The organism is Streptomyces sp. NPDC002076 (assembly GCF_053593835.1).
Genome location: NZ_JBSFDI010000049.1, coordinates 1 through 21,546 on the forward strand (window position 1 = coordinate 1; position 21,546 = coordinate 21,546).

A 21,546-nucleotide genomic window follows, 5' to 3' on the forward strand; every position below is an offset into this window, starting at 1 on the left:
CTTCACCACCAAGCCAACCGAACCCGAACCACAGATCACCCCACAACCGGAACCGAAACAGCTGCCGTGACTACACCACCCCGCGGGACATGACCCCTCGTCCTCCCGTCCCGTAGGGGGAGGCAGCCGGGCTCGCGACGGGCGGCCGCCTTTGACCACCAGTTCAACGGTCCGCCCGTGCATCGCGCCCCGAGCGGGCCCTCACCCGCGGCCCCTACACCCCTGCAACCGTGTGACCCAGCGAGACGAGACGGAGCCCTCGTTCTCCAACGCCTACTGGGACAACAAGGCACCCGGTATCTATGTGGACATCGTGTCCGGGGAGCCCCTCTTCGCCTCGGTCGACAAGTACGACAGCAGGACCGGCTGGCCCAGCTTTACGAGGCCTCTGGAGTCCGGCCACGTCGTGGAGAGGCCCGATACCAGCCACGGCATGGTCCGTGTCGAAGTACGGTCGGCTCAAGGGGACAGCCACCTCGGGCACCTGTTCCCGGACGGGCCCAGTGACCGCGGAGGACTGCGGTACTGCATCAACTCCGCCTCGCTGCGCTTCGTCCCCCTGGAGGATCTGGAGCAAGAGGGCTACGGCCAGTACCTGAGCGTCTTCGAGACGACGGAAGAAGACGCCGCCGAGAGCCGATGACCGGCAACCGGGGCAGGGCCCCGGAGCTCGAACGGCACGGCGGCTCGGCGCCCCGTCTTGCGGCTCGGGGCCCAGCAGGGCCCCAGCCGATACCCGTGTACAGCAGTACGGAAAGCGCTCATGTGCTGCGGCGTCCAAGGGGTCGAGTCCCCTCGGATCGGAGGCCGCCAAGACAATAGAGCAGACCCCCTCCAACGAGATCATCTTCGCCGCGGTGAGCCAGAAGACGCCCGCCGGACCTCACGAGCAACGGAACTGTCGGGCCAGGGAGAAGGACCGCACAGTGACCAGGAACATCGACAACCTGCACGAGAGGGCGCCATCGTGCCGCCTGAGCAGATCCCCACCGCTGTCACCGCAGGCCGCCTGGCCTACGGCGATGGCACGACCCACCCAGACCTTCCAACCCGACGGGAGCAGACGGGAGCACCTCCTACTTCGAGGCCGGACGCCCTTCTGGCCGCCCTCCTACCAAGCGTCCTACGATCTGCGGTGGTTGGTGGAAGGGGGAGCAGTCGTCGGCCTTCGGTTCTCCGACCTGAGGAGCGGTACCTGCTTCGACGGCCGTTTCCAGTAGCCCCACGTTCCGCTTGAGGTGACAAATCCGAGCGCCTTCCGGCTAGCCGCGCCGACGGCGACGGCGTGCCATCCGCAGGGGAGGCCATGGATGGCTCAGTCGGCGCCGACGGGGATCGACAGTACTGTAATGCCGCTCATGTCTAGCCAGACCGTCTCCGGTGCGCGCACCAGACGTAGCATGACTTGTCCGCACTGCTGGCAGCGGGCCACCAGTCCCGGTGCCTGGCGGTATACGTGCAGGAGTGCGACGTGCCCTGTGTTGCTGCAGTGCGCGCACTGGCTGGTCGCTGCTGTCAGGTCGACCGCGAAGAGTTCGGCCAGAGGACCGGCCAGCGCGTTGCCGTCGATGTAGCCGCCCTCTGCGTCGTGTGGGATACCAGCGTCTGCCGGTGTGCCTGCCGTCATCTCAGTCCTCTCCTCAGCCGAAGCGCTCTGTGCGGACTCGCTCGGGGTCGTGTCCGAGGAGTACCAGGTAGGCAGCTGCCTTCTCGACGAATGCCGTGGGTCCGCAGACGTAGCAGGTGGGCGCGAAGTCCGGTGGCCATCCGTGGCGTACCAGGTCGTCGGGTGTGATGCGGCCCGTGGGGCGCGCGGACTGCTGTGGCGCTTCCCGGGTGTAGATGGGTGTGACGTCGACCCCGGGTGTTCCTTGGCGGATTTCTGGCCCGTACAGCAGCTCGGCCGGCGATCGCAGAGAGTACAGCGCCCGGAAGGGAACCCGGCTGCCGGCTGCACGCCGCGAGCGGATCATGCACATCAGCGGCACCAGCCCGGAGCCTCCGGCCACCAGCAGGACCGGTTCTTGCTGTTCCGGCTGCCAGACGAACCAGCCTCCGACCGGTCCCCGCAGTTCCAGCTGGTCGCCGGGCATGAGCTCGTCGACCAGGTAGGGCGAGACCTCGCCATCAGAGACGCGCTGTACTGTCAGTTCCAGGCGCGTTCCGTCCGGGGCCGAGGCGATGGAGTAACTGCGTTGTGTGCTGTAACCGTCTTCCGCGGTCAGCCGGATGTCTACATGCTGGCCTGCCAGATGGCCGGGCCATTCCGGCACCTCCAGCACCAGTGTGACGGCCGTCGTGGACTCAGCGCGACGTTCTGTCACCTCGGCGACCCTCCATCGGAGCCGGTCGCCTAGTCTCCTCGATACCGCTGCTCTTGCCACGGGTCTCCGTAATTGTGGTAGCCGGCGCTCTCCCAGAACCCCGGGGTGTCGTTCTCCCGCAACTCGAGTCCATGCACCCACTTCGCGGACTTCCAGAGGTAGAGGTGCGGGACGAGCAGTCGGGCCGGACCGCCATGCTCGGGGGCGAGCGGCTGGCCGTCGTAGCCGTACGCGATCCAGGCCTTGCCGTCCAGAAGATCCGCCAGCGGGAGGTTCGTGGTGTAGCCCCCGTAGGAGGAGACGAGGACGTACTCAGCGGCCGTCTCGACATCGGCGAGCAGGACGTCCAAAGACACCCCCTGCCACCGGGTGCCGAACTTCGACCACTTGGTCACGCAGTGGAGGTCTGCCGTCGGGGTTTCCGACGGCAGCTTCGTGAGGGCGGCCCAGTCCCAGTTGTGCCGCCTCCCGGTCTCCGTGGTGACGGACAGCTCCCACTTGTCTGTGCTCATCCACGGCGTGGGCCCGGCCGAGAGGACCGGAAAGCCCGTGGTCTCGTACTGCCCCGGTGGCAGCTTCCTGCCCGCGGGCGGCCGACGGCCGTGGAAACCGCGCGAGATGATCGCCATGCTGGCCGTCCAATCGGCTCGTCGTAAGCAGGGCTAGCGCCCCTCAAAAATATCAGCGACAGGGAACACACGCCTCTTATCTTCCATCCCTCCCACAGCCCTCAGTCGCACCTCCGGCCTTCGGCGCGACGTCGGCCCAGACATTGCGCAGTCAGTCGAAGTGCCCGGCATCCGCCAATTGAGCCCGCAGCTTCCTGCGCGCGTCGAAGATGGTCTTGTACAGCGCGTTCGGACTGGGGTCGAGCTCAGCAGCCAACGCCCCCGGAGGAACGCCGCGCATGACACCGCCGCGAAGACACGCCGCTGACGTGCACAAAGGCCCGTGTCGATGGCCTCCCATGCGGCCTGGCCAAGTCCCTCGGCTTGCCAGTGGCTTGCCGGGTCGCCGCCCGGGTGGCGGTCGGGGATTCGCCCCACCCGCCTGCCTCGAGATGGACGCCCGGGTTGCGCCACAAGCGACTCAGCCGTCTGGTCGAGCGAGCCAACGGCTGTCTGGAGACGTCGTTTCTGCCCGGACGGGTGTTCACTTTGCCGGCGGACCTCACCATCCAGCTCGCCGACTGGCTGACCAGGGCCAACCGGCGCATCCACCGCACCTTGCAGGGCCGTCCGTCGGACCGGCTGGAGGCCGACCGCTCTCGCATGCTCGCCCTGCCGCCGATCCCGCCATCAGACCATCACCGACCCCGATCACGCGGCGGCTGCCGCTGCGGCCCGCAAGGCGGCCGTGGGCAAGAAGGCGGCACCGACGGTGACCCACGGAAGTCGAAGAGCGGTCGCTGGATACCTATGACCGGGTCTTCGGTGTCATCGACGGCGGCCTCAGCACCGGCGAGGGAGTCGCGTGATGGCTGCCAAGCAGACGGCGAACAGCCGTAATGTCTCCTCCGAAGTCGTCTACCTGGCCAAGGCGTTGAAGGCCCCGACCTTGCGGGATGCGGCCACCCCGCTCGCCGAGCGGGCCCGTGACGAGGGCTGGAGCCACGAGGAGTATCTGGTCGCCTGCCTGCAGCGGGAGGTCGCCGCCCGCGATTCGCATGGCTCCGAGGGACGCGCCCGGACAGCCTGCTTCCCCTCCCGCAAGTCACTGGAGGACTTCGACTTCGAGCACCAGCAGTCTGTGACACGCGAGGTCATCGCCCACCTGGGGACGCTGGATTTCGTCGTCGGTAAGGAGAACGTGATCTTTCTGGGGCCCCGGCACCGGCAAGACCCACCTGGCCACCGGGCTCGGCATCCGGGCCTGCCGGGCTGGCCACCGGGTGGCCTTCGCCACCACCGCCCAGTGGGTGACCCGCCTGGCCGAAGCACATCAAGTGGGCAGGCTCAGCGATGAGTTGACCCGGTTGGGTCGCATCCCGCTGATCGTCGTTGACGAGGTCGGCTACACCCCCTTCGAACCCGAGGTGGCGAACCTCTTCTTCCAGTACATCTCGGGCCGCTATGAATGGGCCTCGGTGATCGTGACCAGCAACAAACCGTTCGGCCGCTGGGGCGAGGTCTTCGGTGACGACACCGTCGCCATTGCCATGATCGGCCGCCTCGTCCACCATGCCGAAGTCATCTCACTCAAGGGCGACAGCTACCGCATGCGCGGCCGCGACCTCGGACGGGTTCCCACGGCCGACACCGGAGAATGACCAACATCAACAGACGCAGGGGGTCATTTTCGTCGGTCGGCAGCGGCTCACAATTCAGCCGTCGCCGACAGCTCACGTCGCCAGTGGAATGATGCTGCTCGGACATGGCAGGAGCATGGCGGCCTGCGGCTCCCAAATAGAGAGTGAGCGTCGAGGCATCCGGGCGGGATCCCGATGCGTACGTGCCACTGTTGACGGAGCCGGCACGCAAGGAAGGGTGCTCCTCCCGGCTTCGTCCCGCCACTCCCGCAGCGGGTCATGATCACAGGCAAGGGCGATGGGCACGTCGATCCGGCGACTGAGGCGGCGTCGCTGGCCTCTTCGATGGGAGCGCTGGTTCCCAGAGACCGGTGTGGGCGTTGGCTTGATGCGGGACGGCGCGCCTGCGCCGACAATGAACGGATGGTCGAGGCTTCCCGTAGGTGCAGCCCTTCGGACAGCAGGAGACGTCGCGGCAGAGCACAGGAACGGATCGTAGGCCGATTCCGCGAGGGCGGTGCGGCCCTTTCGGCACTTCGCCGAGCAAGCAGGGCAGGGAGCGTCGTGCCTGCAGTGGTCGCCGTGGCCCTCAAGCTCGTCGGAGACGAGGACCTCACTCTGTTCGCGGCGTTCGGCGGATTCGCGACACTGCTCTTCGTCGAGTTCGCCGGTCCCATGCGGGCCCGGATCTCGGCACAGCTCGGGCTGGTGCTGGCCGGGGCCGTCTTGATCTGCCTGGGCACTCTCGCGTCCCGAACCGTCTGGACCGCTACGAGCTCCACCTTCATCGTCGCCTTCGTCGTGCTGTTCGTCGGCCTGGTCAGCTCGGTGCTGGCCAGCGCGGGCACAGCCCTGCTGGCCAGCTTCATCCTGCCGGTCACTTTGCCGGGCTCGGTGGAGTCGATACCCGACCGGCTCGGGGGCTGGCTACTGGCCGGCGCGGCATCACTGTTGGCGATCACCGTCCTGTGGCCGGCTCCAGTTCGCGAGCCGCTGCGGCTGTCGGCGGCTCGGGCCTGTGCCCTGCAGGCCTGTCGCTTGCGTGCGGAGGCCGACTGCGTGAGCAACGGCTTCGTGCCGGCCGGCGGTGCGATCTCCGAAGTAGAGGCCGATGAGGCGACGGCAGCGACGACGGAGTTGCGCTCGGCGTTCTTCGGCGCGTCCTACCGGTCGACCGGGCTGGCCACGGCCGAGCGGGCGCTCGTCCGCCTGATCGACCAGGTGGTATGGCTAGATACGATCCTGAGGCGAATGCCGCTGAATCCGCGGCCGAGGTCGATCGCACTCGCGGTCTGCGAGGTCAAAACGGAAGCCGCGACGCTTCTCGGACACAGCGCGGTCCTCCTGGAATCGGCAGCCGACGACCCCCGGCTGTTGGACGCCGAGTTGAGACGTCTCTTTCGGGCACGACAGCATATGGAGCACGCTGCCACCTCGGCACTTCCCCTGTACCCCGCCCGGGTCCGGCCAGGGACGTCCTCCGACAGTGAACTGAGCGAGTTCATGACCTCGCTCGAGCCGGCTTTCCGTGCACAGGAGATGACCTGTGCCGTTTCCGTCATCGCTATCCAGGCCGGACTCTTTGCCGCCGCCTGCCGGCGTAGTTGGTGGCGACAGCTTCTTGGACGCCCCCTCAGTGGAACGAAGTCCGCGCTCGCCTCGGCATGGGAGGACCTCCGGGCACATGCCGAGCGGCATTCGGTGTGGTTCCACAACAGCGCGCGCGGGGCGACCGCCCTGGGCCTGGCCGTGCTGATAGCGGAACTGACCGGCGTACGGCATTCCTTCTGGGTTGTCTTCGGCGCCCTGGCCGTACTTCGCACGACCGCATTGAACACGAGCCAGAATGCTCTACGCGGGTTGCTGGGGGCTGGTATCGGGTTCCTGGTCGGTGGTGGGCTCATTCTTGCTCTTGGTACCAACACCACGGTCTACTGGCTGCTGCTCCCGGTGGCCGTGGCCTGTGCCGGCCTGGGGGCCGATACCGTTTCTTTCACCTTGGGCCAGGCCGGTTTCACCACGGCGTCGCTGATCTTGTACAACCTCATTAGCCCGGGAGGCTGGGAACTCGGACTCGTCCGTATCGAGGACATAGCCATCGGCTGTGCGGTCAGCCTCTTTGTCGGTGTCCTGTTCTGGCCGCGCGGGGCGAACTCGGCCCTGGGAAAGGCACTGGCCGAAGCCTTCTTCTGCGGCGCCCGCTACCTTCAGAGCGCGGTCGAGTTCGCGCTGACCCGTGACGACGGGCTCGTGCGGTCGGTTTCCGTGCCGAACGCCGAGCGCCGACGGGCGGCCTCGGCGGCCAGCCGCCTCGACGACGCCTTGCGTAACTTCCTCGCAGAACGCGGGACGAAGTACGTCCCACTGGCGGGGGTGACGGCTCTGACCAACGCAGTGGTGGTCCTCCGCTTCACTGCCGAGGCCGTCCTACGGCTCTGGCAGGGTGCCGATCGTGCCTCTAGGCAAGCGCAGAGCGCGGCGAGCGCGGAGGTCCTTGACGCCAGCGGGTTGGTGCTCGAGTGGTACGTCGGTACGGCGCGCGCAATTGAAGGGAGGGGCAGGGTTCCCGCCCCGATCGACACCCGGCTCCTGGCCGGCCGACTGTTCGAGGCGGTCGGCTGCGACGTGGCCGCGGCAAACGAACCCGGAAGCGCGGAGATGGTCAGAACGATCTGGACGGCGGACCACCTCGACGTCGTCCAACGCCTCCAGGCAGCGATCCTGGAACCAGCTCGAGCGGCTTCGGAGGAGTGTCGGCCCGGGTCGTGGGTCACCGTCACCAGACGCCGACGTCTCACGTAGGCGCCCGGCGACGGCCGGCCTCATTCGGGCAGAGGAAGTTTCGGCACCGTGCGTTTCAGTTCTTTCTCGTGCATGCCGCACCAGATTGTGTACTGATGTGCTGTGGCGAGAGCCCGACTGGCGCAGGGCCAGCGGACGGGGCACGTCTTGCCCGCGGACTTCGCTTCTTCGGCCGGCGCTGGCCGGGGCCCTTCGGGCTCACGGGGGAGAACAACTCGGTGTCGAGATCCCGGTGCCCGCGCCTTCTATGGCACGGCACGTCAGTAATGCTCTGACGGTGAGGTTCGTCATGTGATTACTCACCGTTGACTGGTCGGGTCCGTATGCGGGTTGCGTGCGGCGAGGACCGTGAACAGGGTGGCGATAACGGCAAGGGCGCCGTATCCGAGCGCGATCTGTGGTAGTGAAAAGGCGTTCGAGAGCTGGCCGAAGATGAGGCTGATCAAGGCGGCGCCGCTGTAGCAGAGGAGGTAGACCGCGCTGAAGATCGGCGCCCTGTCGGCCAGGGCGCTGCCGTGCAGCAGGCCGCGGGTGGCGGCGCTGACGGCGATGCCTTGACCGACGCCGGTGACGATGGTTGCAGCGATGAACAACGGCAGTGTGCCGATGGCGATGGCTGTGATGATGCCGATCCATCCGATCAGGACGATGATCATGCCGATGCGTTGGGCTGCCGCTGGTGTGAACCGGCCGCCGATGGGAGCGCCGAGAACGCTGGGGGCCATGTAGCAGGCAAACACCAGTCCGAGGATGAGCGGGCTGCGGGTATGGAGTTGGTCTTCGACCAGTGCGGGCATGAAGGACTGGTAGAAAGCCCCGGTCGCATAGGCGGTCACGAACACCACGGCCGCGACAGGGAGCAGACGCCTGACCCGAGCCGGTACGCGGACCCGGGGCCGCAGTGATCGCCAAGCGCCCGGCGTCGGCTTCACGGTCTCCGGGCTGACGACGATGAGTGCGGCAGACAGTACGAGGAGACCGGCGCAAACCAGGTAGATGAGCTCGCGTGGCCAGGGGGCGAACTGGACCAGGGCGCCGGCGGCGATGGCGCCGAGGGTGAGGCCGAGCATGGGTCCCTGGCTAGACGCGACGGAGGCCAACCATGCCGGCCTGGTGGGCGCGGCGTCGACGATGTAGGAGGTGAGGCTGCTGCTGGCCAACCCCGTACCGACGCCCATCAGGAGCCGACCGGCCAGCAGAGTGCCGATGTCGTGCACGTTCAGCAGCAGCAGACAGCCCAGCAGGAGCAGACCGAGGCTAGCGATCGCGGTGCGCCGTCGGCCCAGATGATTGGACAGCCGTCCCAGCACCAACAGTGCGGCGATAATGCCGACGGAGTAGGTGACGAAGGCCAGCGAGATGCCGGCGTTGGTGAACCCGTCCTCGGCCCGGTAGGTGTTGAACAGGGGGATCGGTGCGGCCGACGCGGCAAACGAGGCCACCAGGGAGACGATCCCAGATGAGAATGCCAGCCGGAGCGTTCTGCCCTGGCGAGGCCGGTTGATCACTGGTGACGCATCTGCGTCGTCGAGAGGGGACGCATTCAGTCGCGACATTACGGATCAACCTCCGGTAGCTGTGCGAGTAGTCGCCGAGCCCAGGCCGGGCCGAACTTTTTGGGCTTGGCAACCCAGTTCTCAGAGGTAACACCATCCAAGACTGGGCTGTCAAGCCCAGTCTGCGGTGTCGTGTGACGTATGGAAGCCACGACGGGAACACGGGTTCCTCGCAAGCTCACGGACAAGGATCAGGCGACGCGCGCCCGGATCCTGGAGCATGCCGCGGTACTCATCTACATGAAGGGTGTCCACGCGACGAACAACGAGCAGCTCCGTCGCGCGGCCGGCGTCAGCGGGTCGCAGCTGAACCAGTACTTCCCGACGAAGGAGAGTCCGGTCCTGGCCGTGATCGCCCGGCAGGCCGATCGCGTCCTCGCGTTCCATCGCGGTGAGCGATTCGCTTCCTTCGCCGATCTCGACGCGTTTCGGGAGCGGGCGGATTTCTACGTCGGCTACGAGCACGCCTACCGCGTCGGTCAGTCGGCGGACGGCAGAAAGCTGAAGGTGTCGGGGTCGACCGGGCGGTTCTGTCTGGGAAGGCCCGCGACGACGAGCAGGTACGACTCGGTCACGAGGTTGTCCACCAACGCCTCCTCGATATCCGCACCAGGTCTGATGGTGATCCAGTGCTTCTTGTCCATGTGGTAGCCGCGAGAAATGCCCGTGTGCGACGCGCGGAGAGTGTCCGCATCTGGGGGATCGGCTTTGAGGATCACGACCGGCTCCCCAGGCATCGATGTCTGCAGCATGAACACCTTGCCACCGACTTTCCACACCTCCCAGTCGCCGGTGAACTGGTGCGTGTGCTCTGAACGCGGGAGCTCTGCGGCGCGCGTGGCCGCGCGGTTCTGGACTGTCCTGTCTGCGTACATCTTGGCCTCCTCGAGGTCGGTAGAGGTCGACTGCCCGGCGTCCGTCGAGGAGAGGTGCGGGCGCCGGACAGTCGAGTTGCGCAGAACCGAGTAGGCGCGCCGCTCGCGCACCCGCTCAGTTCGTCACATGTGGGTGAAGATCTTCTCGGCGTCGAAGCGCGAGACCGGCTGGCGAGAGACGCGCGTCTCGTCCGGGTAGCCGAGCACGACGAGCAGCGTCGTGGTGAAGTCGGTGTCGGTGAGGCCGAACGCTTCGTCGATCGTCGCGCGGTCGAACCCTTCCAGCGGGGTGGCGTCGACTCCGAGAGAAGCGGCGGCCATCATGGTCGCGCCGACCACGAGGTACGTGTTCTTCTCCAGCCAGTGGAGCACGTCGCCGCCATAGTTCTCCGACTGGATCTCCACGAAGTTGGACGCTCCAGCCTCCCATCCCTTCTGGATCTCCGGGTCCGCGAAGCGACCGTCCGCGCGCTCCTTCGCGAAGATCTCCTGCAAGTGCTCGGCCGGAATTGTCTTGCGGGTCGTGAACACGATTGCGTGCGACGCGTTCCGCACCTTCTCCGCGTTGTCCGCGAAGCGGCCGACGAGAGCATCCGCAAGCTTGTCCTTGCCGGCCTGCGACTCCAGCACATGGAAGTGGTTCGGCTGGATGTTGATCGTCGTCGGCGACGTGCGTAGGTAGCGCAGCAGGAGCTGGAAGGTCTCCTCCGGGATCTTCTTGTTCGGGTCGAAGTAGCGGGTGAGGTGCTTGGTGATCAGATTGTCGAGATCCATGGTTGGCTTTCGTTTCGTTGTCAGAGAGATCGGGGCAGGAGGCGGCTTCTGGGCGTTGGAGTCCCGTCAGTACGTGGTGAACATCGCTTTCATTGGGGCGACCTCCGTGCCAGTCGACGCGGCCGCGACGTCGTTGGTTACGCGCCCGCACCGGGGATGTCGACGACGGTTTCGTTGACGTTGTTGAGGTAGTTCGTGAGCAGCGTGACGACCACGACGGTGACGATCGCCTGGATCTCGGGGTCCGTGTACCCGGCCTCGCGAACCGCGGCGATGTCCTTGTCGCCCACCTGACCGCGGGTCTCGATCACCTGCTGGGAGAAGCGAGCGACGGCGGCACGCTTGGGATCGGTGGAGCCGCCGGTGCGGGCCAGCTCGATCTCCTCGGTGGACATGCCTCCGAGGTTCGCGGAGATGTATCCGTGCAGCGCCGAGCAGTAGTCGCAGTTGTTGGAGTGGGACGTGGCCAGCGCGATCGTGTGGCGGGTCTTCGCGTCGAGGAGCTTCGCGATGCTGCCCTGCAGGCCCATCACGATCTCGAGGACGCTCGGGTTGGCGGCAAGCGTCGTGAACATGCCCGGAGCGAAGCCGAACTGCTTGGCGATGGCGTCGAGCGTGCCTTGCGTCTTGGCGTCGACGTCGGTGAGCTGGGGCGTGGTGAGACGAGACATGGTGGTGGTCCTCCGGCCGGTATCAGTCTGGGCTATTTAGCCCACCCACAATGAACACGACGCGGATTGGGCTGTCAAGCCCAATCCGCGCTCGTATTGGGCCGCCGAGCCCAATCTGCGGGTGGTGGTGACATGCAGATGAACGATGGATCGCGTGATCTTCGCGGGCGCACGGGCAAGGGGCTGGCGACGCGAGGTCGCATCATCGATCCCCGCTTTACAGCGTGGACGGGAGCTCTTGGTCGGCCCAGACGAGCTTGCCGCCCGTTGCGGAGCGGAAGCCCCACCTGCTGGACAACTGGGCAATCAGGAACAGTCCCCGGCCGTTTTCGTCGACGATGCGGGCATGGCGCAGGCGCGGGTAACACTTTCCGCTGTCAAAGACTTCGCAGGTCAGGACTTGGTGCCGGATGAGCCGTAGCCGGATCGGGCCGGCGCCGTGGTGGATAGCGTTGGTGACCAGTTCGCTGATGATCAGCTCCGTGGTGGGCACGAGCTGCTCCAGTCCCCATTCGCTGAGTTGATGGACGGCCAGGTGCCGGGCGGCGCTGACGACGGCCGGCTCGGTTGGCAGGTCCCAGGAGGCAATGTGGGCCGGCTTGAGTGTGTGGATCCGGGCAAGGAGCAAGGCGACGTCGTCAGATGCCGCCTGAGTCGGCACGGTTTCCATCACTGAGGAGCACAAGTCTTCCAAGGACTGTTCGGGTTGTGCCAGGGCGGTGCCGAGGCGGCGCATGCCGACCTCGATGTCGTCGTCACGGGATTCGACCAGGCCGTCGGTGTAGAACGCGAGCAGGCTTCCTTCGGGCAGTTCCACTTCCACGGCGTCGAAGGGGACCAGCCCGAGGCCGAGGCCGAGTGGGGCTCCGGTGGGCAGGTCGGGGAAGGTGACCTGGCCTTGTGCGTCGACTATCGCGGGCGGGGGGTGCCCGGCCCGTGCCATCGTGCACTGCCGGGTGGCCGGGTCGTAGACGGCGTACACACAGGTCGCGCCCGTAATCGCGGGGATCTGATCAGGGGCGTCGTCATCTTCCCCGGTCAACCGCCGGACGCCGTCATCGAGGTGGCTCAGCAGTTCGTCGGGGGGCAGGTCCAGGTCGGCGAGCGTGCGGACGGCGGTGCGGAGCCTGCCCATGGTCACCGCGGCGTTGATGCCGTGTCCGACCACATCACCGACGACGAGGGCCACCCGGGCACAAGGCAGCGGGATCACATCAAACCAGTCGCCTCCGACACCGGCGTCCGTGTCGGCCGGCAAGTAGCGCCCGGCCGCCTCGACGGCGACGCCGCCCCTCAAGCGGTGCGGGAGCAGGTTGCGCTGGAGGGCGAGGGCCGTGCTGCGTTCGCGAGTGTACTGGCGGGCGTTGTCCAAGGACAGCGCGGCCCGGGTGACCAGTTCCTCAGCCAGGAGTAGGTCATCCTGCTGGAATGGCATCGGGTCCTCGGTGCGTGCGAACAAGGCCACGCCCAACACGGAGTGCCGGGCGCGGATGGGCACGATCATCAGGGAGTGCACCCCGTTCTCACGGATCTTTTGCGCCCGTGCCGGGTCGTTGTCGATCCATGTGCCAGGGGTGGTGTCCAGTACGGGTTCCAGGTGGGACCTTCCCGTGCGTAGTGCGCTGGCGAGCGGCGAGTTTGGGGGGACGGAAATTGCCTCCCCTCGCGCAAACGTCGACTCTGGTATCCCTGGGTGGATCGAGGCCAAACCGGCACGTCGGAACACGCGGGGGCGACCGTACGTTGTGTCGTTTTGGGCAGGAGGCTCTTTGCCGAATGGAACCGACTCCGCCAGGTCGACAGCGACGTAGTCGGCCAACAGGGGCACGGCCAGGCTGGCCAGTTCCTGTCCGGTCTGCATGACGTCCAGGGTGCTCCCGATTCGCGTGCTGGCCTGGCTGAGGACGGCAAGGCGCTCGCGCACCTGCTGGTTGCTGGTGACATCCACGGTCAAGGAGCAGACCCCCAGTGCCTGGCCGTCCGCGTCCTGGAGGCAGAAGAACGAGGCCGCGAATGCGTGCTCCCGGCGCGGATCTTCCGGCGGCCATGCCCGGTACTCGTGGATCGCGGAAGTGCCGCTCGCCAGCACCTGCCGCATCACCGCTTCAAGAGCCTCGGCCTCGAAGCCGGGCAGTGAATCCTTCAGGCGGCGTCCGAACCTCCGGTCACGGGAAATGCCGTCATGCTCCATTGTGTGGTTCATCCACGTACAACGTAGCTGTGGGTCACGAATGGCGATGCCGACCGGCGCGCGGGCAAGCAGCGACTCCGGTACCGATCCGTTGATCATCCCCGAGGAGAACGCGCCTATGTCGGTCAGGGATACCAGCCACCGGTGGGTTGCGTCCTGCCCCCACAGCAGCCAGAGGCGCAGGCTCAGCTTGAGCGTGCGGCCGTCGCGGTGGCGGACCGTCGCGGTGCCGGACCAGCCACCTTGGGCACGGCACTGCTCGGCGAACGCTGATACCCCCAGCGCCTCCTCGGATGACGGCAGCACGAGTGTGGCGGATCGGCCCACCACGTCCTCAGCGCAGTACCCAACAAGGTGCTGAGCGGCTTGCGTCCACGCGACCACGGTCCCTTGCTCGTCGATCACCGCTATCGCTGCGTCGGATATCTCGCGGAGTCCCAGCGGCTCCCGGAGTGCGGTCTGGTCAGTGCTCATCATCGTGGTTCCCATCAGATGCGTCGCGACCCGACCGTATGCGCGCGTCTGCCCACAGGTGCTGACCATTCTCTGAGCAAAAGACCGGACCACTTCGCGCCGAACGGCCAGGCGGGCCCCTGGGCGCCGCCTGCCGGACCGGTTGCACCTCGAAGCGCCACGTCGCATGTTCGCAAGGCCATGCTCGGGAGCGGGTCAGCCTCGATTGATGGAGGTCTGCTCTGCCCGGTTCAGCGTGGGGGGAAGCGGAAGCGCAGGATTCGGTCGTTCCGCCAGGGGCGGGGGTCTCCAGGTCGGGGAGGCTACGGTGTGCTCGCCGACGTGCAAGGTTCCGGTGGCGTCGAGGAAGTGTCGCCAGATGTTGTCGGGTGTGGCGGTCTCGTAGCGGGGCAGTTTACGGGCGAGTATCCGGTAGAGGTTCCCGGCGACGAGGGTCAGTGTGGTGTCCCGGTCGACGTTGAGTGGGACTCCGGGGGACAGGTTGATTCGATCTTGGTTGGCGTTCAGAAAGACCACTTGAACTTCGGCGGAGCGCAGCCGTGACATGCATGTCTATCGACATCGAATCGCATCAAGGGCCCGGGAGACGCGCCGTACCCGCCTCCCGGGACGTCGCCACGGATGGGGCCGCGACCTTGCTGAACGACAAGCCGCACAATCGCGGAGATCTGCACGCACCACGACGGTCTCGCGCGCCCGCCTCATGAGTCGGATGCCCGACTGCCGCATGGGCCCGCCGTCGAGGAGACGACCCTTCTCACGTTCGATGGGCCGTCTCAGACCGTCGCCGGCTAGCGAACCTGCAGTACGTCGACGTCGGGAGACCTCACGAAGGTCTGCACGTAGTCGATGGCTGCCTGCAACGCGTCCTTCAGCGGGGTGATGTCCCGAGCGACCTGAGCGAGGAGGCTGCCGCCTTGGAATGCGGAGAGAAGTAGATTGGCCAGCTGCGTCGGATCCGCGTCAGTGCTGATGCGGCCGACTTGCTGCATGTGCTGGAGCCCGTCGCGGAAGATGTCCCGCCACTGATCGAACGCACTCGCGAGCTCATCGTGAACGTCAAGGTCAGTCTTGATGATCTCGCTCGCGAGGGAGCCGAGGCTGCAGCCTTCCTGGTAGGCGCGCTCGTAGCCGACGTAGAAATCCGCCCACTCCCGAAAGGCGTCGAGATCGTTGAAGGAGGCGAATCGCTCACTGCGATGGAATGCGAGGACGCGATCGGCCTGCCAGGCGATGACTGCCAGGACGAGACTCTCCTTGGTCGGGAAGTAGTGGTTGAGCTGTGACCCACTGACGCCGGCTGCGCGACGGAGCTGCTCGTTGTTCGTCGCGTGGACACCCTTCGTGTAGATGAGTTCCGCGGCATGCTCCAGGATCCGGGTACGCGTCGCCTGGCCCTTGTCCGTGAGCTTGCGAGGCACCCGAGCTCGTGTCGTGGCTTCCATACGTCGCACGATACCGCAGGGTGGGCTTGACAGCCCAGTCTTGGGCGGTGTTAGCTCTGAGAAGTGGGCTGACGAGCCCAAAAAATGCCCGGCCTGACTGGGCTCGGCCACTACTCGCACGCCTACCGGAGGTTGATTCGCCATGTCACGACTGAACGTTCCCTCTTCCGACGATGTCCCCGCGGGAGCGCAAGGCATCCTCGACAACATCGGCGGACAGCTCGGCTTCGTCCCGAACATGTTCAAGACCATCGCGTCGAACCCGACCGTTCTTGACGCCGTCGTGACGCTGCAGAGCACCATGAGTCGCGTTCTGGACGCGAAGACGCGGCACACCATCGCGCTCGCGGTCTCGGAGGCCAACGGTTGCGCTTACTGCCTGGCGATTCACACGTACGTATCGTCCGAACTCAGCGGAATGTCGAGCGACGACATCGACCTGGCTCGCGCCGGGAGCTCGGTGGACCCCAAGCGCGCCGCAGCCGCCCGCTTCGCTCAACGGGTGGTCGAGAGCCGCGGGCGAGTCAGCGACGCAGATCTCGCGGCTGTGCGCGGCGCCGGCTACACCGACCCGCAGATCTTGGCGATCGTCACGGTCGCAGTGCAGGCCCTGCTGACCAATTTTCTCAACAACGTGAACCAGACCGACATCGACATCCCCTCCGCCAGCTCGGTCGGCACGCCCAGTTGAGCGCCGAAACCCCAGAATGAAGATATGGCGGCCGGCCTGTGCCTACCGTCGGCCGGACCGAGTGAAGGGATAACCATGAAGGCAAGCGGAGTGTCCGGACCCGATGCGGACGTCGTCCTCCTGGAGGTGCCTGAGCCGTCGGCTCCTGGTGCTGGTCAGCTTCTGCTGGAGGTGGAGGCGGCTGGTGTCGGTCCGTGGGATCGGTTGCTGAACGGTGCGGGCTGGGATGTGGGGCTGCGTCCGCCAGCGGCGCTGGGTGTAGAGGGCGTGGGCCGGGTTGTGGCTGTGGGTCCTGATGTCGAGGGCTTCGCTGTCGGTGACCGGGTGCTTGCGCATGAGGCGCCGTTGCCGGGTGGCAGTGGCTTCTGGGCTGAGCGGGTGCTGATCACTGCGGCCAGTGCTGCGATCTGCCCGGCGGGGCTGGATCCGGTGCAGGCGGGGGCGCTGCCGGTTGCCGGGCTCACGGCGTACCAGTCGCTGGAGGCGCTGGGGCTCAGCCAGGGGCAACGGCTTCTGATCACCAATGGTGGTGGGGCGACCGGTGTGCTGGCGTTGCAGATTGCTGCTGCTCGGGGGATCGAGGTGACGGTGACGGCGTCCGCTTCGGCTGCTGAGCGCCTGCGTGGTCTGGGTGCGTTGGTGGTCGTCGACTACCACGGCTCGGATTGGGCGGGTCGGGTTCGTGGTGGGTTCGATGGTGCGCTGATCGCTGCTGGTGGTACGGCGCAGGCCGCGCTGTCGCTGGTGCGGGACGATGGGCGTCTGGTGTCGCTGACCTCGGACGCGCCAGAGGGAGAGCGTGGTATCACCAGCACGGACCTCTACGTCCGGCCTGATGCCGCTCAGCTAGCCCATCTGGCGGAGGCGGTTGCGGAAGGGAAGCTGAAGCAGAACGTGGAAGCGCTCCCGTTGAGTGAGGGGCCGGCCGCTTTCGCCCGGGTGTCCGCCGGGCAGGCCGGCGGCAAGAAGATCGTGCTCACCTGAGCACATCCACGACGGGGTGTCTCCCGGCCCTGACACCGCGTCATGGCACCCGCCGGACACGGTACGGCCCCGTGCGCGGGCCGTACCCACCGGGCGCGGCGCACATCAGGCGGTCGGCCCGGGGGCGTCCAACGCGATCGGGAAGCCCGCGCGTCAGCGCAGAGCGAGCGCCGGGGTATCGGCCGGACCAGGCCATCGGCCTGTTGTGGCACTCGAAAAAGGCTGCGTCGTGACGGCCCAGGAGGGCGGGGCACGCAGACGTGGCAGGAAAGGTTGAGGAGCGATGGGAATGATCACTGAGGACATGCGGCAGATCGTCACCAGCGCCAAGCTGGCGTTCGTTGCGACGGTCTGCGAGGACGGCTCTCCGAACCTCTCCCCGAAGGGGTCCGTGCGCGTCTACGACGACGATCACCTGGTATTCATGAACATGGCCTCGCCCAATACGGTGGAGAACCTGCGGCACAATCCGCGGGTTGAGGTCAACGTGATCGACTTCCTGCTCCGGCGGGGTTACCGCTTCAAGGGAACAGCCGAGATCCGCGGGGAAGGTGACCCGGTGTACGACTGGTCCCGCCAGTGGGTGCTGAACACCCACGGCGATCCCGTCTACCCGTGCCACCAGGCCGTACTGATCAGGGTGGACCGGGTGCTGCGGGTGGACTCTCCCGCGTACACGTTCGGGCACGCGAACGAGGATGACCTGAAGCATGAGTGGGCCGCCAACTACGGCGTGGCATACCTTTGATGCGACATCGGGCCACCTGCCCCGCAGGGCCGGCCGCAGACCGTGGTCTGCGCCGAACGGCCGCCGAAGTACGAGCGTCCGCTGAAGGGCTCGGCGGTGGACGCGGTCAGGGTGCAGATCCGCAAGCTTCTGCGGGAAACGCCGACGATGCCGGCGCCGGTGACTGCGGAGCGGATCGGCTGGCAGCGGGGGAGGACGATCCTCAAGGAACGTGTTGTGCGTGAGCTCGGACCGGCGTGTTTGCCGGTGGACCCGGTGTCCCGGACGACGTATCGGCCGGGCGCGCCGGCCCAGTGTGACCTGTGGTTCTCCGAGGCGGACATTCCACTCGGCCATGGGTAGACGGGCCGGCCGCCGGTCTTGATGATGGTGTCCGGCTGCTCGTTGGTGATCGCCGCGAGGATGCTGCCCGCGGCGGACCGGGGACCCTGATCCCGGTCCCGGCCGGGGAACGGCTGGCGATTGCAACCGCGGAGCACAACAATTGCACCTGCTGTCCCTCCGCCCACACCTGCATAGGGGGATACGTCGCCGAGGTCGGCGCCGGGGGACTGGAGCGTGCCCGCCACGCGGAGTCCGCCGACCCGCATGCTGCCGCAGTGCTGGCCCTGTCCCACGCCATTGCCCGCGGCCACATCGGTGAGACGCAGCTCAGGCTGCCCGGGCCGTGGGCGTCACCGACGCCGAGATCGCCGAGATCGCGGGCAATCTGGCGTTGAACATCCTCACGCACTACTTCAACGTCCTCGCCGATACCGACATCGAATGGCCGGTCGTCACCCCGCTCACCGACGCCTGACCGACGCGCCCTGGCCCGGTCGGAGAGCCCCCGCCCAGGCCCGACCCACCAGGCCCGACGCGTAGCACCACCGCCTCGACCGTCGTCAGGCACTCCCAGGAATGCGAGGAAGAACATGAGCGAATCGCACGAAACCCAGGAAGGCGTCCCTTACGACTACGACGTGGTCGTGCTGGGCGCAGGCCCGGCCGGTGCGAACGTCGCCGACCGCGCCCGTGCCGCCGGCCTCTCCGTAGCGGTCGTGGAACGGGAACTGGTCGGCGGTGACTGCGCGTACTGGGCGTGCGTGCCCAGTAAGGCGCTGCTGCGGCCGGTCATCGCGGTCGCCGACGCCCGGCGCGTGGACGGTGCCCGGCAGGCTGTCACCGGCCGGCTCGACGCCGATGGTGTCTTCGCCCGCCGCAACCGCTCTGTCTCCGACTGGGACGACACCAGACAGGCTCTGTTCCTCAAGTCCATCGGAGCCGACCTCTTCCGTGGCCACGGCCGTCTCGACGGGCCCCGACGCGTCAGCGTCACCCGTGACGACGGCTCCCGGCGGACCCTCACTGCCCGGCACGCAGTGGCCATCGCCACCGGCAGCCGACCAGCGTTGCCCGACATCCCGGGCATCGCCGAGGCACGTCCCTGGACGAGCCGGCAGGGCACCGAATCCAGCACCGTGCCCACTCGCCTCGCCATCATCGGCGGCGGCGGAGTCGGCATCGAGATGGCCACCCTCTGGCAGGGCCTCGGCTCCCAGGTCACCCTGCTCGCCCGGCGCCGTTTGGTCCCCCGCATGGAACCCTTCGCCGGCGAAGCGGTCGCTCAGGGATTGAGAGAGTCGGGCGCGGATGTGCGGATCGGCGTGCAGGTGACCGCCCTGCGCCGCTCGGACCCCGAGGGGCCGGTCACCCTCACCCTCGACGACGGCAGCGGGCTGGAGGCCGACGAGGTCTTGTGCGCCACCGGCCGCACCCCCGCCACCGACGATATCGGCCTGGACACGGTCGGCCTCACCCCCGGCTCCTGGCTCGATGTGGACACCACCTGCCTGGTGCAGGGGGTCGACGGCAACTGGCTGTACGCCCTCGGCGACGTCAACCATCGTGCCCTGCTCACCCATCAGGGCAAGTACCAGGCCCGGACGGCAGGCGACGCCATCGGCGCCCGGGCCGCCGGCCGCCCGCTGGACGACACGCCCTGGGGCGACCATGCCACCACCGCCGACCAGTACGCCGTACCGCAGGTGTTCTTCAGCGACCCCGAGGCGGCCGCGGTGGGCCTGAGCGCCGAACAGGCGGAGCGCGCCGGATACCGCATCAAGACCGTCGACCTGGACTTCAACGCCGCCCAGGGCGCCAACCTCTACGCCGACGGCTACCAGGGCCACGCCCGGCTGGTCGTCGACCTCGACCGGGAGGTCCTCCTCGGAGTGACCTTCGTCGGCCCGGGTGTCAGCGAACTCCTGCACTCGGCGACCATCGCGGTCGCCGGCGAGGTTCCGCTCAAACGGCTCAGGCACGCGATCGCCCCCTTCCCCACCGTCAGCGAGATCTGGCTCTTCCTCCTCGCCGCCTACCAGCACGATCAGGAGACGCTGTAGACCACCGCCAACTGACACCCACGCCTCCCCGGTCCGGGCCCTCGACGCGGCAGCACACAGGACTGGGCAGCGACCCGGCAACCCGACCTGACGAAAAGGACGAGTAGCGAAAAGCAAGCGGAGTCTCCGCGCCCGTGGCGAGGGAGGTCATCCTCCTCAACCTTTCCGAGCCCCCTGCGTCCAGCACCGGCCAGGTACTCGTCGCGGTCGAGGCCGCCGGCGTGGGGCCGTGGGACAGGCTGCTGAACACAGCGGCTGGGAATGTCGGCCTGCGTCCCCCGCCGCGCTGGGCGTCGAGGGCGGCGGCCGGATACGCACCGTCGGCGCGGCTGTCCAGGGGATCCCCGTCGGTGACCGTGTGGTGGCGCATGGGCGCAGCTTCCGGGCGGCAGCGGCTTCTGGGGCGAGAAAGCCCCGCGGCCGACACACCGACTCCCGTTCGCCAGCCCGTAGCCATGCCTCGAACGAGAATCTAACCCAAGGGCCGCCCCACCGTCAGAAAGGCGCGACGCCTTCACCATGCAACCCTGCTTCCCCGCAGACAATGGATCAACCGGGGGCCGTAACCGGGTGATCGGAGCCACGTACACCGGTGTCGGCGGTATCAACACCGTCGCCACCAAGGACAGCAAGTCAGGCAAGGTCTACCTGGTCGTGGTCAACCCCGGGTCGTCCAACCAGCCCGTCAGAGGGCTCGGTTCCGCCTTCACCCGAACCGTCCCGGCCTACTCGGTCACAGCCAGGGGCGTCGCGGGTGATTGCGACGCCCCTGGCTCCCTGGGATTTCCGGTTACTGGACGCCCGTGTCCATGTCGTCCGTCAGCTGCACGTCAGCGTCGGCATCGCCCAGTCGCCGTGGTCGTTGCCGTTGCCGTCGCCGGCGTCACCGACCTTGAGGTCGACCACCTGGGCGCCGCTGACGTCGACGTCGATCGGCAGCGCAGCCTGTTTGCCGCGGAGCGTCGGTGTGGTCACCAAGGTCTTGCCGTCGGCGATTGTGAGGTCTCACTGGTGATGCGGTGACCGCGCGTCGTTAACCTGTGGGCCGCAGGTGGATTGCGACGCCTTCTGGAACCTGTGCGGGGTGATTGACCTGCGATGCTCCAGGTTGGATGAGACTGCTGCAGATGCGGTGAGAACGCCTACTGTGGCGGGCTGGGGAGTACGCAGGGTATCGATCAGTGTTCGCAGCTCCGGGGAAGCTTCTTCCCAGACGTCTTTGGTGGTCGAGCTGATGGGGCTGCGGAGCACTGGCCGTAGCCCAAGCAAGATGTCCCGGTTGAGGTGAGGTTCCCCCGCTGCGCGGGAGTGGATGACTAGCTGGTCAGGGCGGATTGACGTGGTTTCAGGTTCACTGGTTCGGCTGTTGCCCGGCTGGC

General features: G+C 67.1%; 19 protein-coding genes and 2 pseudogenes. 10 read left to right on the top strand and 11 right to left on the bottom strand.

All coding sequences use genetic code 11. The annotated features are described in order from the left end of the window. The first annotated feature begins 232 nt into the window (after positions 1 to 232). Complete coding sequence (gene msrB, locus ACWCQS_RS45285; RefSeq protein ID WP_451009906.1) at positions 233 to 643, top strand: peptide-methionine (R)-S-oxide reductase MsrB; 411 nt, start codon at positions 233 to 235, stop codon at positions 641 to 643. A 672-nt stretch (positions 644 to 1,315) separates the two neighbouring features. Here the strand turns inward: msrB and ACWCQS_RS45290 are convergent. Genes ACWCQS_RS45290 through ACWCQS_RS45300 form a run of 3 tightly spaced genes read right to left on the bottom strand, consistent with a single transcriptional unit; the run spans position 1,316 to position 2,953 of the window. After that, complete coding sequence (locus tag ACWCQS_RS45290) at positions 1,316 to 1,627, bottom strand: DUF6510 family protein (RefSeq protein WP_451009907.1); 312 nt, start codon at positions 1,625 to 1,627, stop codon at positions 1,316 to 1,318. A 13-nt stretch (positions 1,628 to 1,640) separates the two neighbouring features. Next, positions 1,641 to 2,384, bottom strand: coding sequence for a ferredoxin reductase (locus tag ACWCQS_RS45295; protein WP_451009908.1), 744 nt, complete (start codon positions 2,382 to 2,384; stop codon positions 1,641 to 1,643). After that, positions 2,354 to 2,953: a sulfite oxidase-like oxidoreductase gene (locus tag ACWCQS_RS45300; RefSeq protein WP_451009909.1), complete on the bottom strand. Its 600-nt coding sequence runs from the start codon at positions 2,951 to 2,953 to the stop codon at positions 2,354 to 2,356. Before ACWCQS_RS45300 ends, ACWCQS_RS45295 begins: the two co-directional genes overlap by 31 nt. 847 nt (positions 2,954 to 3,800) lie before the next feature. On the opposite strand from ACWCQS_RS45300, the pseudogene istB reads away from it, so the two are divergent. Next, positions 3,801 to 4,593, top strand: a pseudogene (istB, locus tag ACWCQS_RS45305) (IS21-like element helper ATPase IstB). Between the two features lie 561 nt (positions 4,594 to 5,154). Beyond that, positions 5,155 to 7,374, top strand: a complete 2,220-nt coding sequence (locus tag ACWCQS_RS45310; RefSeq protein WP_451009910.1) for an FUSC family protein — start codon at positions 5,155 to 5,157, stop codon at positions 7,372 to 7,374. Between the two features lie 20 nt (positions 7,375 to 7,394). Here the strand turns inward: ACWCQS_RS45310 and ACWCQS_RS45315 are convergent. From ACWCQS_RS45315 to ACWCQS_RS45340, 6 genes and pseudogenes are all read right to left on the bottom strand, one after another. Beyond that, a pseudogene (locus tag ACWCQS_RS45315) lies at positions 7,395 to 7,547 on the bottom strand (WhiB family transcriptional regulator); the annotation flags it as partial. A gap of 126 nt (positions 7,548 to 7,673) precedes the next feature. Next, on the bottom strand, positions 7,674 to 8,816 hold the full coding sequence (locus ACWCQS_RS45320; protein WP_451009911.1) for an MFS transporter: 1,143 nt from the start codon (positions 8,814 to 8,816) through the stop codon (positions 7,674 to 7,676). A 593-nt stretch (positions 8,817 to 9,409) separates the two neighbouring features. Beyond that, positions 9,410 to 9,916, bottom strand: a complete 507-nt coding sequence (locus ACWCQS_RS45325) for an MmcQ/YjbR family DNA-binding protein (protein WP_451009912.1) — start codon at positions 9,914 to 9,916, stop codon at positions 9,410 to 9,412. A gap of 12 nt (positions 9,917 to 9,928) precedes the next feature. Continuing rightward, positions 9,929 to 10,579, bottom strand: a complete 651-nt coding sequence (locus tag ACWCQS_RS45330; protein ID WP_451009913.1) for a nitroreductase family protein — start codon at positions 10,577 to 10,579, stop codon at positions 9,929 to 9,931. Between the two features lie 137 nt (positions 10,580 to 10,716). Beyond that, the gene (locus tag ACWCQS_RS45335; protein ID WP_451009914.1) at positions 10,717 to 11,250 is read right to left on the bottom strand and encodes a carboxymuconolactone decarboxylase family protein; all 534 of its coding nucleotides are present in this window, start codon (positions 11,248 to 11,250) and stop codon (positions 10,717 to 10,719) included. A gap of 217 nt (positions 11,251 to 11,467) precedes the next feature. After that, positions 11,468 to 13,918: a SpoIIE family protein phosphatase gene (locus tag ACWCQS_RS45340; RefSeq protein WP_451009915.1), complete on the bottom strand. Its 2,451-nt coding sequence runs from the start codon at positions 13,916 to 13,918 to the stop codon at positions 11,468 to 11,470. A 306-nt stretch (positions 13,919 to 14,224) separates the two neighbouring features. On the opposite strand from ACWCQS_RS45340, the gene ACWCQS_RS45345 reads away from it, so the two are divergent. Further along, positions 14,225 to 14,458 carry a hypothetical protein gene (locus ACWCQS_RS45345; RefSeq protein ID WP_451009916.1) on the top strand — a complete coding sequence of 78 codons (234 nt, stop codon included), beginning with the start codon at positions 14,225 to 14,227 and terminating at the stop codon, positions 14,456 to 14,458. Between the two features lie 248 nt (positions 14,459 to 14,706). Here ACWCQS_RS45345 and ACWCQS_RS45350 read toward each other — a convergent pair whose 3' ends face one another. After that, positions 14,707 to 15,360 carry a TetR/AcrR family transcriptional regulator gene (locus ACWCQS_RS45350; protein WP_451009917.1) on the bottom strand — a complete coding sequence of 218 codons (654 nt, stop codon included), beginning with the start codon at positions 15,358 to 15,360 and terminating at the stop codon, positions 14,707 to 14,709. Between the two features lie 142 nt (positions 15,361 to 15,502). Here ACWCQS_RS45350 and ACWCQS_RS45355 point away from each other — a divergent pair, with 142 nt between their 5' ends. The 6 genes from ACWCQS_RS45355 to ACWCQS_RS45380 all read left to right on the top strand — a co-directional run bounded on the left by ACWCQS_RS45355 (position 15,503) and on the right by ACWCQS_RS45380 (position 20,167). Next, a complete protein-coding gene (locus tag ACWCQS_RS45355) occupies positions 15,503 to 16,051 on the top strand; it encodes a carboxymuconolactone decarboxylase family protein (RefSeq protein ID WP_451009918.1) in 549 nt (182 codons plus the stop codon). A gap of 75 nt (positions 16,052 to 16,126) precedes the next feature. Continuing rightward, positions 16,127 to 17,035 (top strand): NADP-dependent oxidoreductase, encoded by a 909-nt coding sequence (locus ACWCQS_RS45360; RefSeq protein ID WP_451009919.1) that lies wholly within the window; start codon positions 16,127 to 16,129, stop codon positions 17,033 to 17,035. 289 nt (positions 17,036 to 17,324) lie between these two features. After that, positions 17,325 to 17,783 carry a pyridoxamine 5'-phosphate oxidase family protein gene (locus ACWCQS_RS45365; RefSeq protein ID WP_451009920.1) on the top strand — a complete coding sequence of 153 codons (459 nt, stop codon included), beginning with the start codon at positions 17,325 to 17,327 and terminating at the stop codon, positions 17,781 to 17,783. Between the two features lie 42 nt (positions 17,784 to 17,825). Continuing rightward, a complete protein-coding gene (locus ACWCQS_RS45370) occupies positions 17,826 to 18,125 on the top strand; it encodes a hypothetical protein (RefSeq protein WP_451009921.1) in 300 nt (99 codons plus the stop codon). Positions 18,126 to 18,450: 325 nt separating this feature from the next. Beyond that, a complete protein-coding gene (locus ACWCQS_RS45375) occupies positions 18,451 to 18,582 on the top strand; it encodes a hypothetical protein (RefSeq protein WP_451009922.1) in 132 nt (43 codons plus the stop codon). A gap of 115 nt (positions 18,583 to 18,697) precedes the next feature. Further along, complete coding sequence (locus ACWCQS_RS45380) at positions 18,698 to 20,167, top strand: dihydrolipoyl dehydrogenase family protein (protein ID WP_451009923.1); 1,470 nt, start codon at positions 18,698 to 18,700, stop codon at positions 20,165 to 20,167. An 819-nt stretch (positions 20,168 to 20,986) separates the two neighbouring features. Here ACWCQS_RS45380 and ACWCQS_RS45385 read toward each other — a convergent pair. Then, positions 20,987 to 21,163: an NPCBM/NEW2 domain-containing protein gene (locus tag ACWCQS_RS45385; RefSeq protein ID WP_451009924.1), complete on the bottom strand. Its 177-nt coding sequence runs from the start codon at positions 21,161 to 21,163 to the stop codon at positions 20,987 to 20,989. Between the last annotated feature and the right edge of the window lie 383 nt (positions 21,164 to 21,546).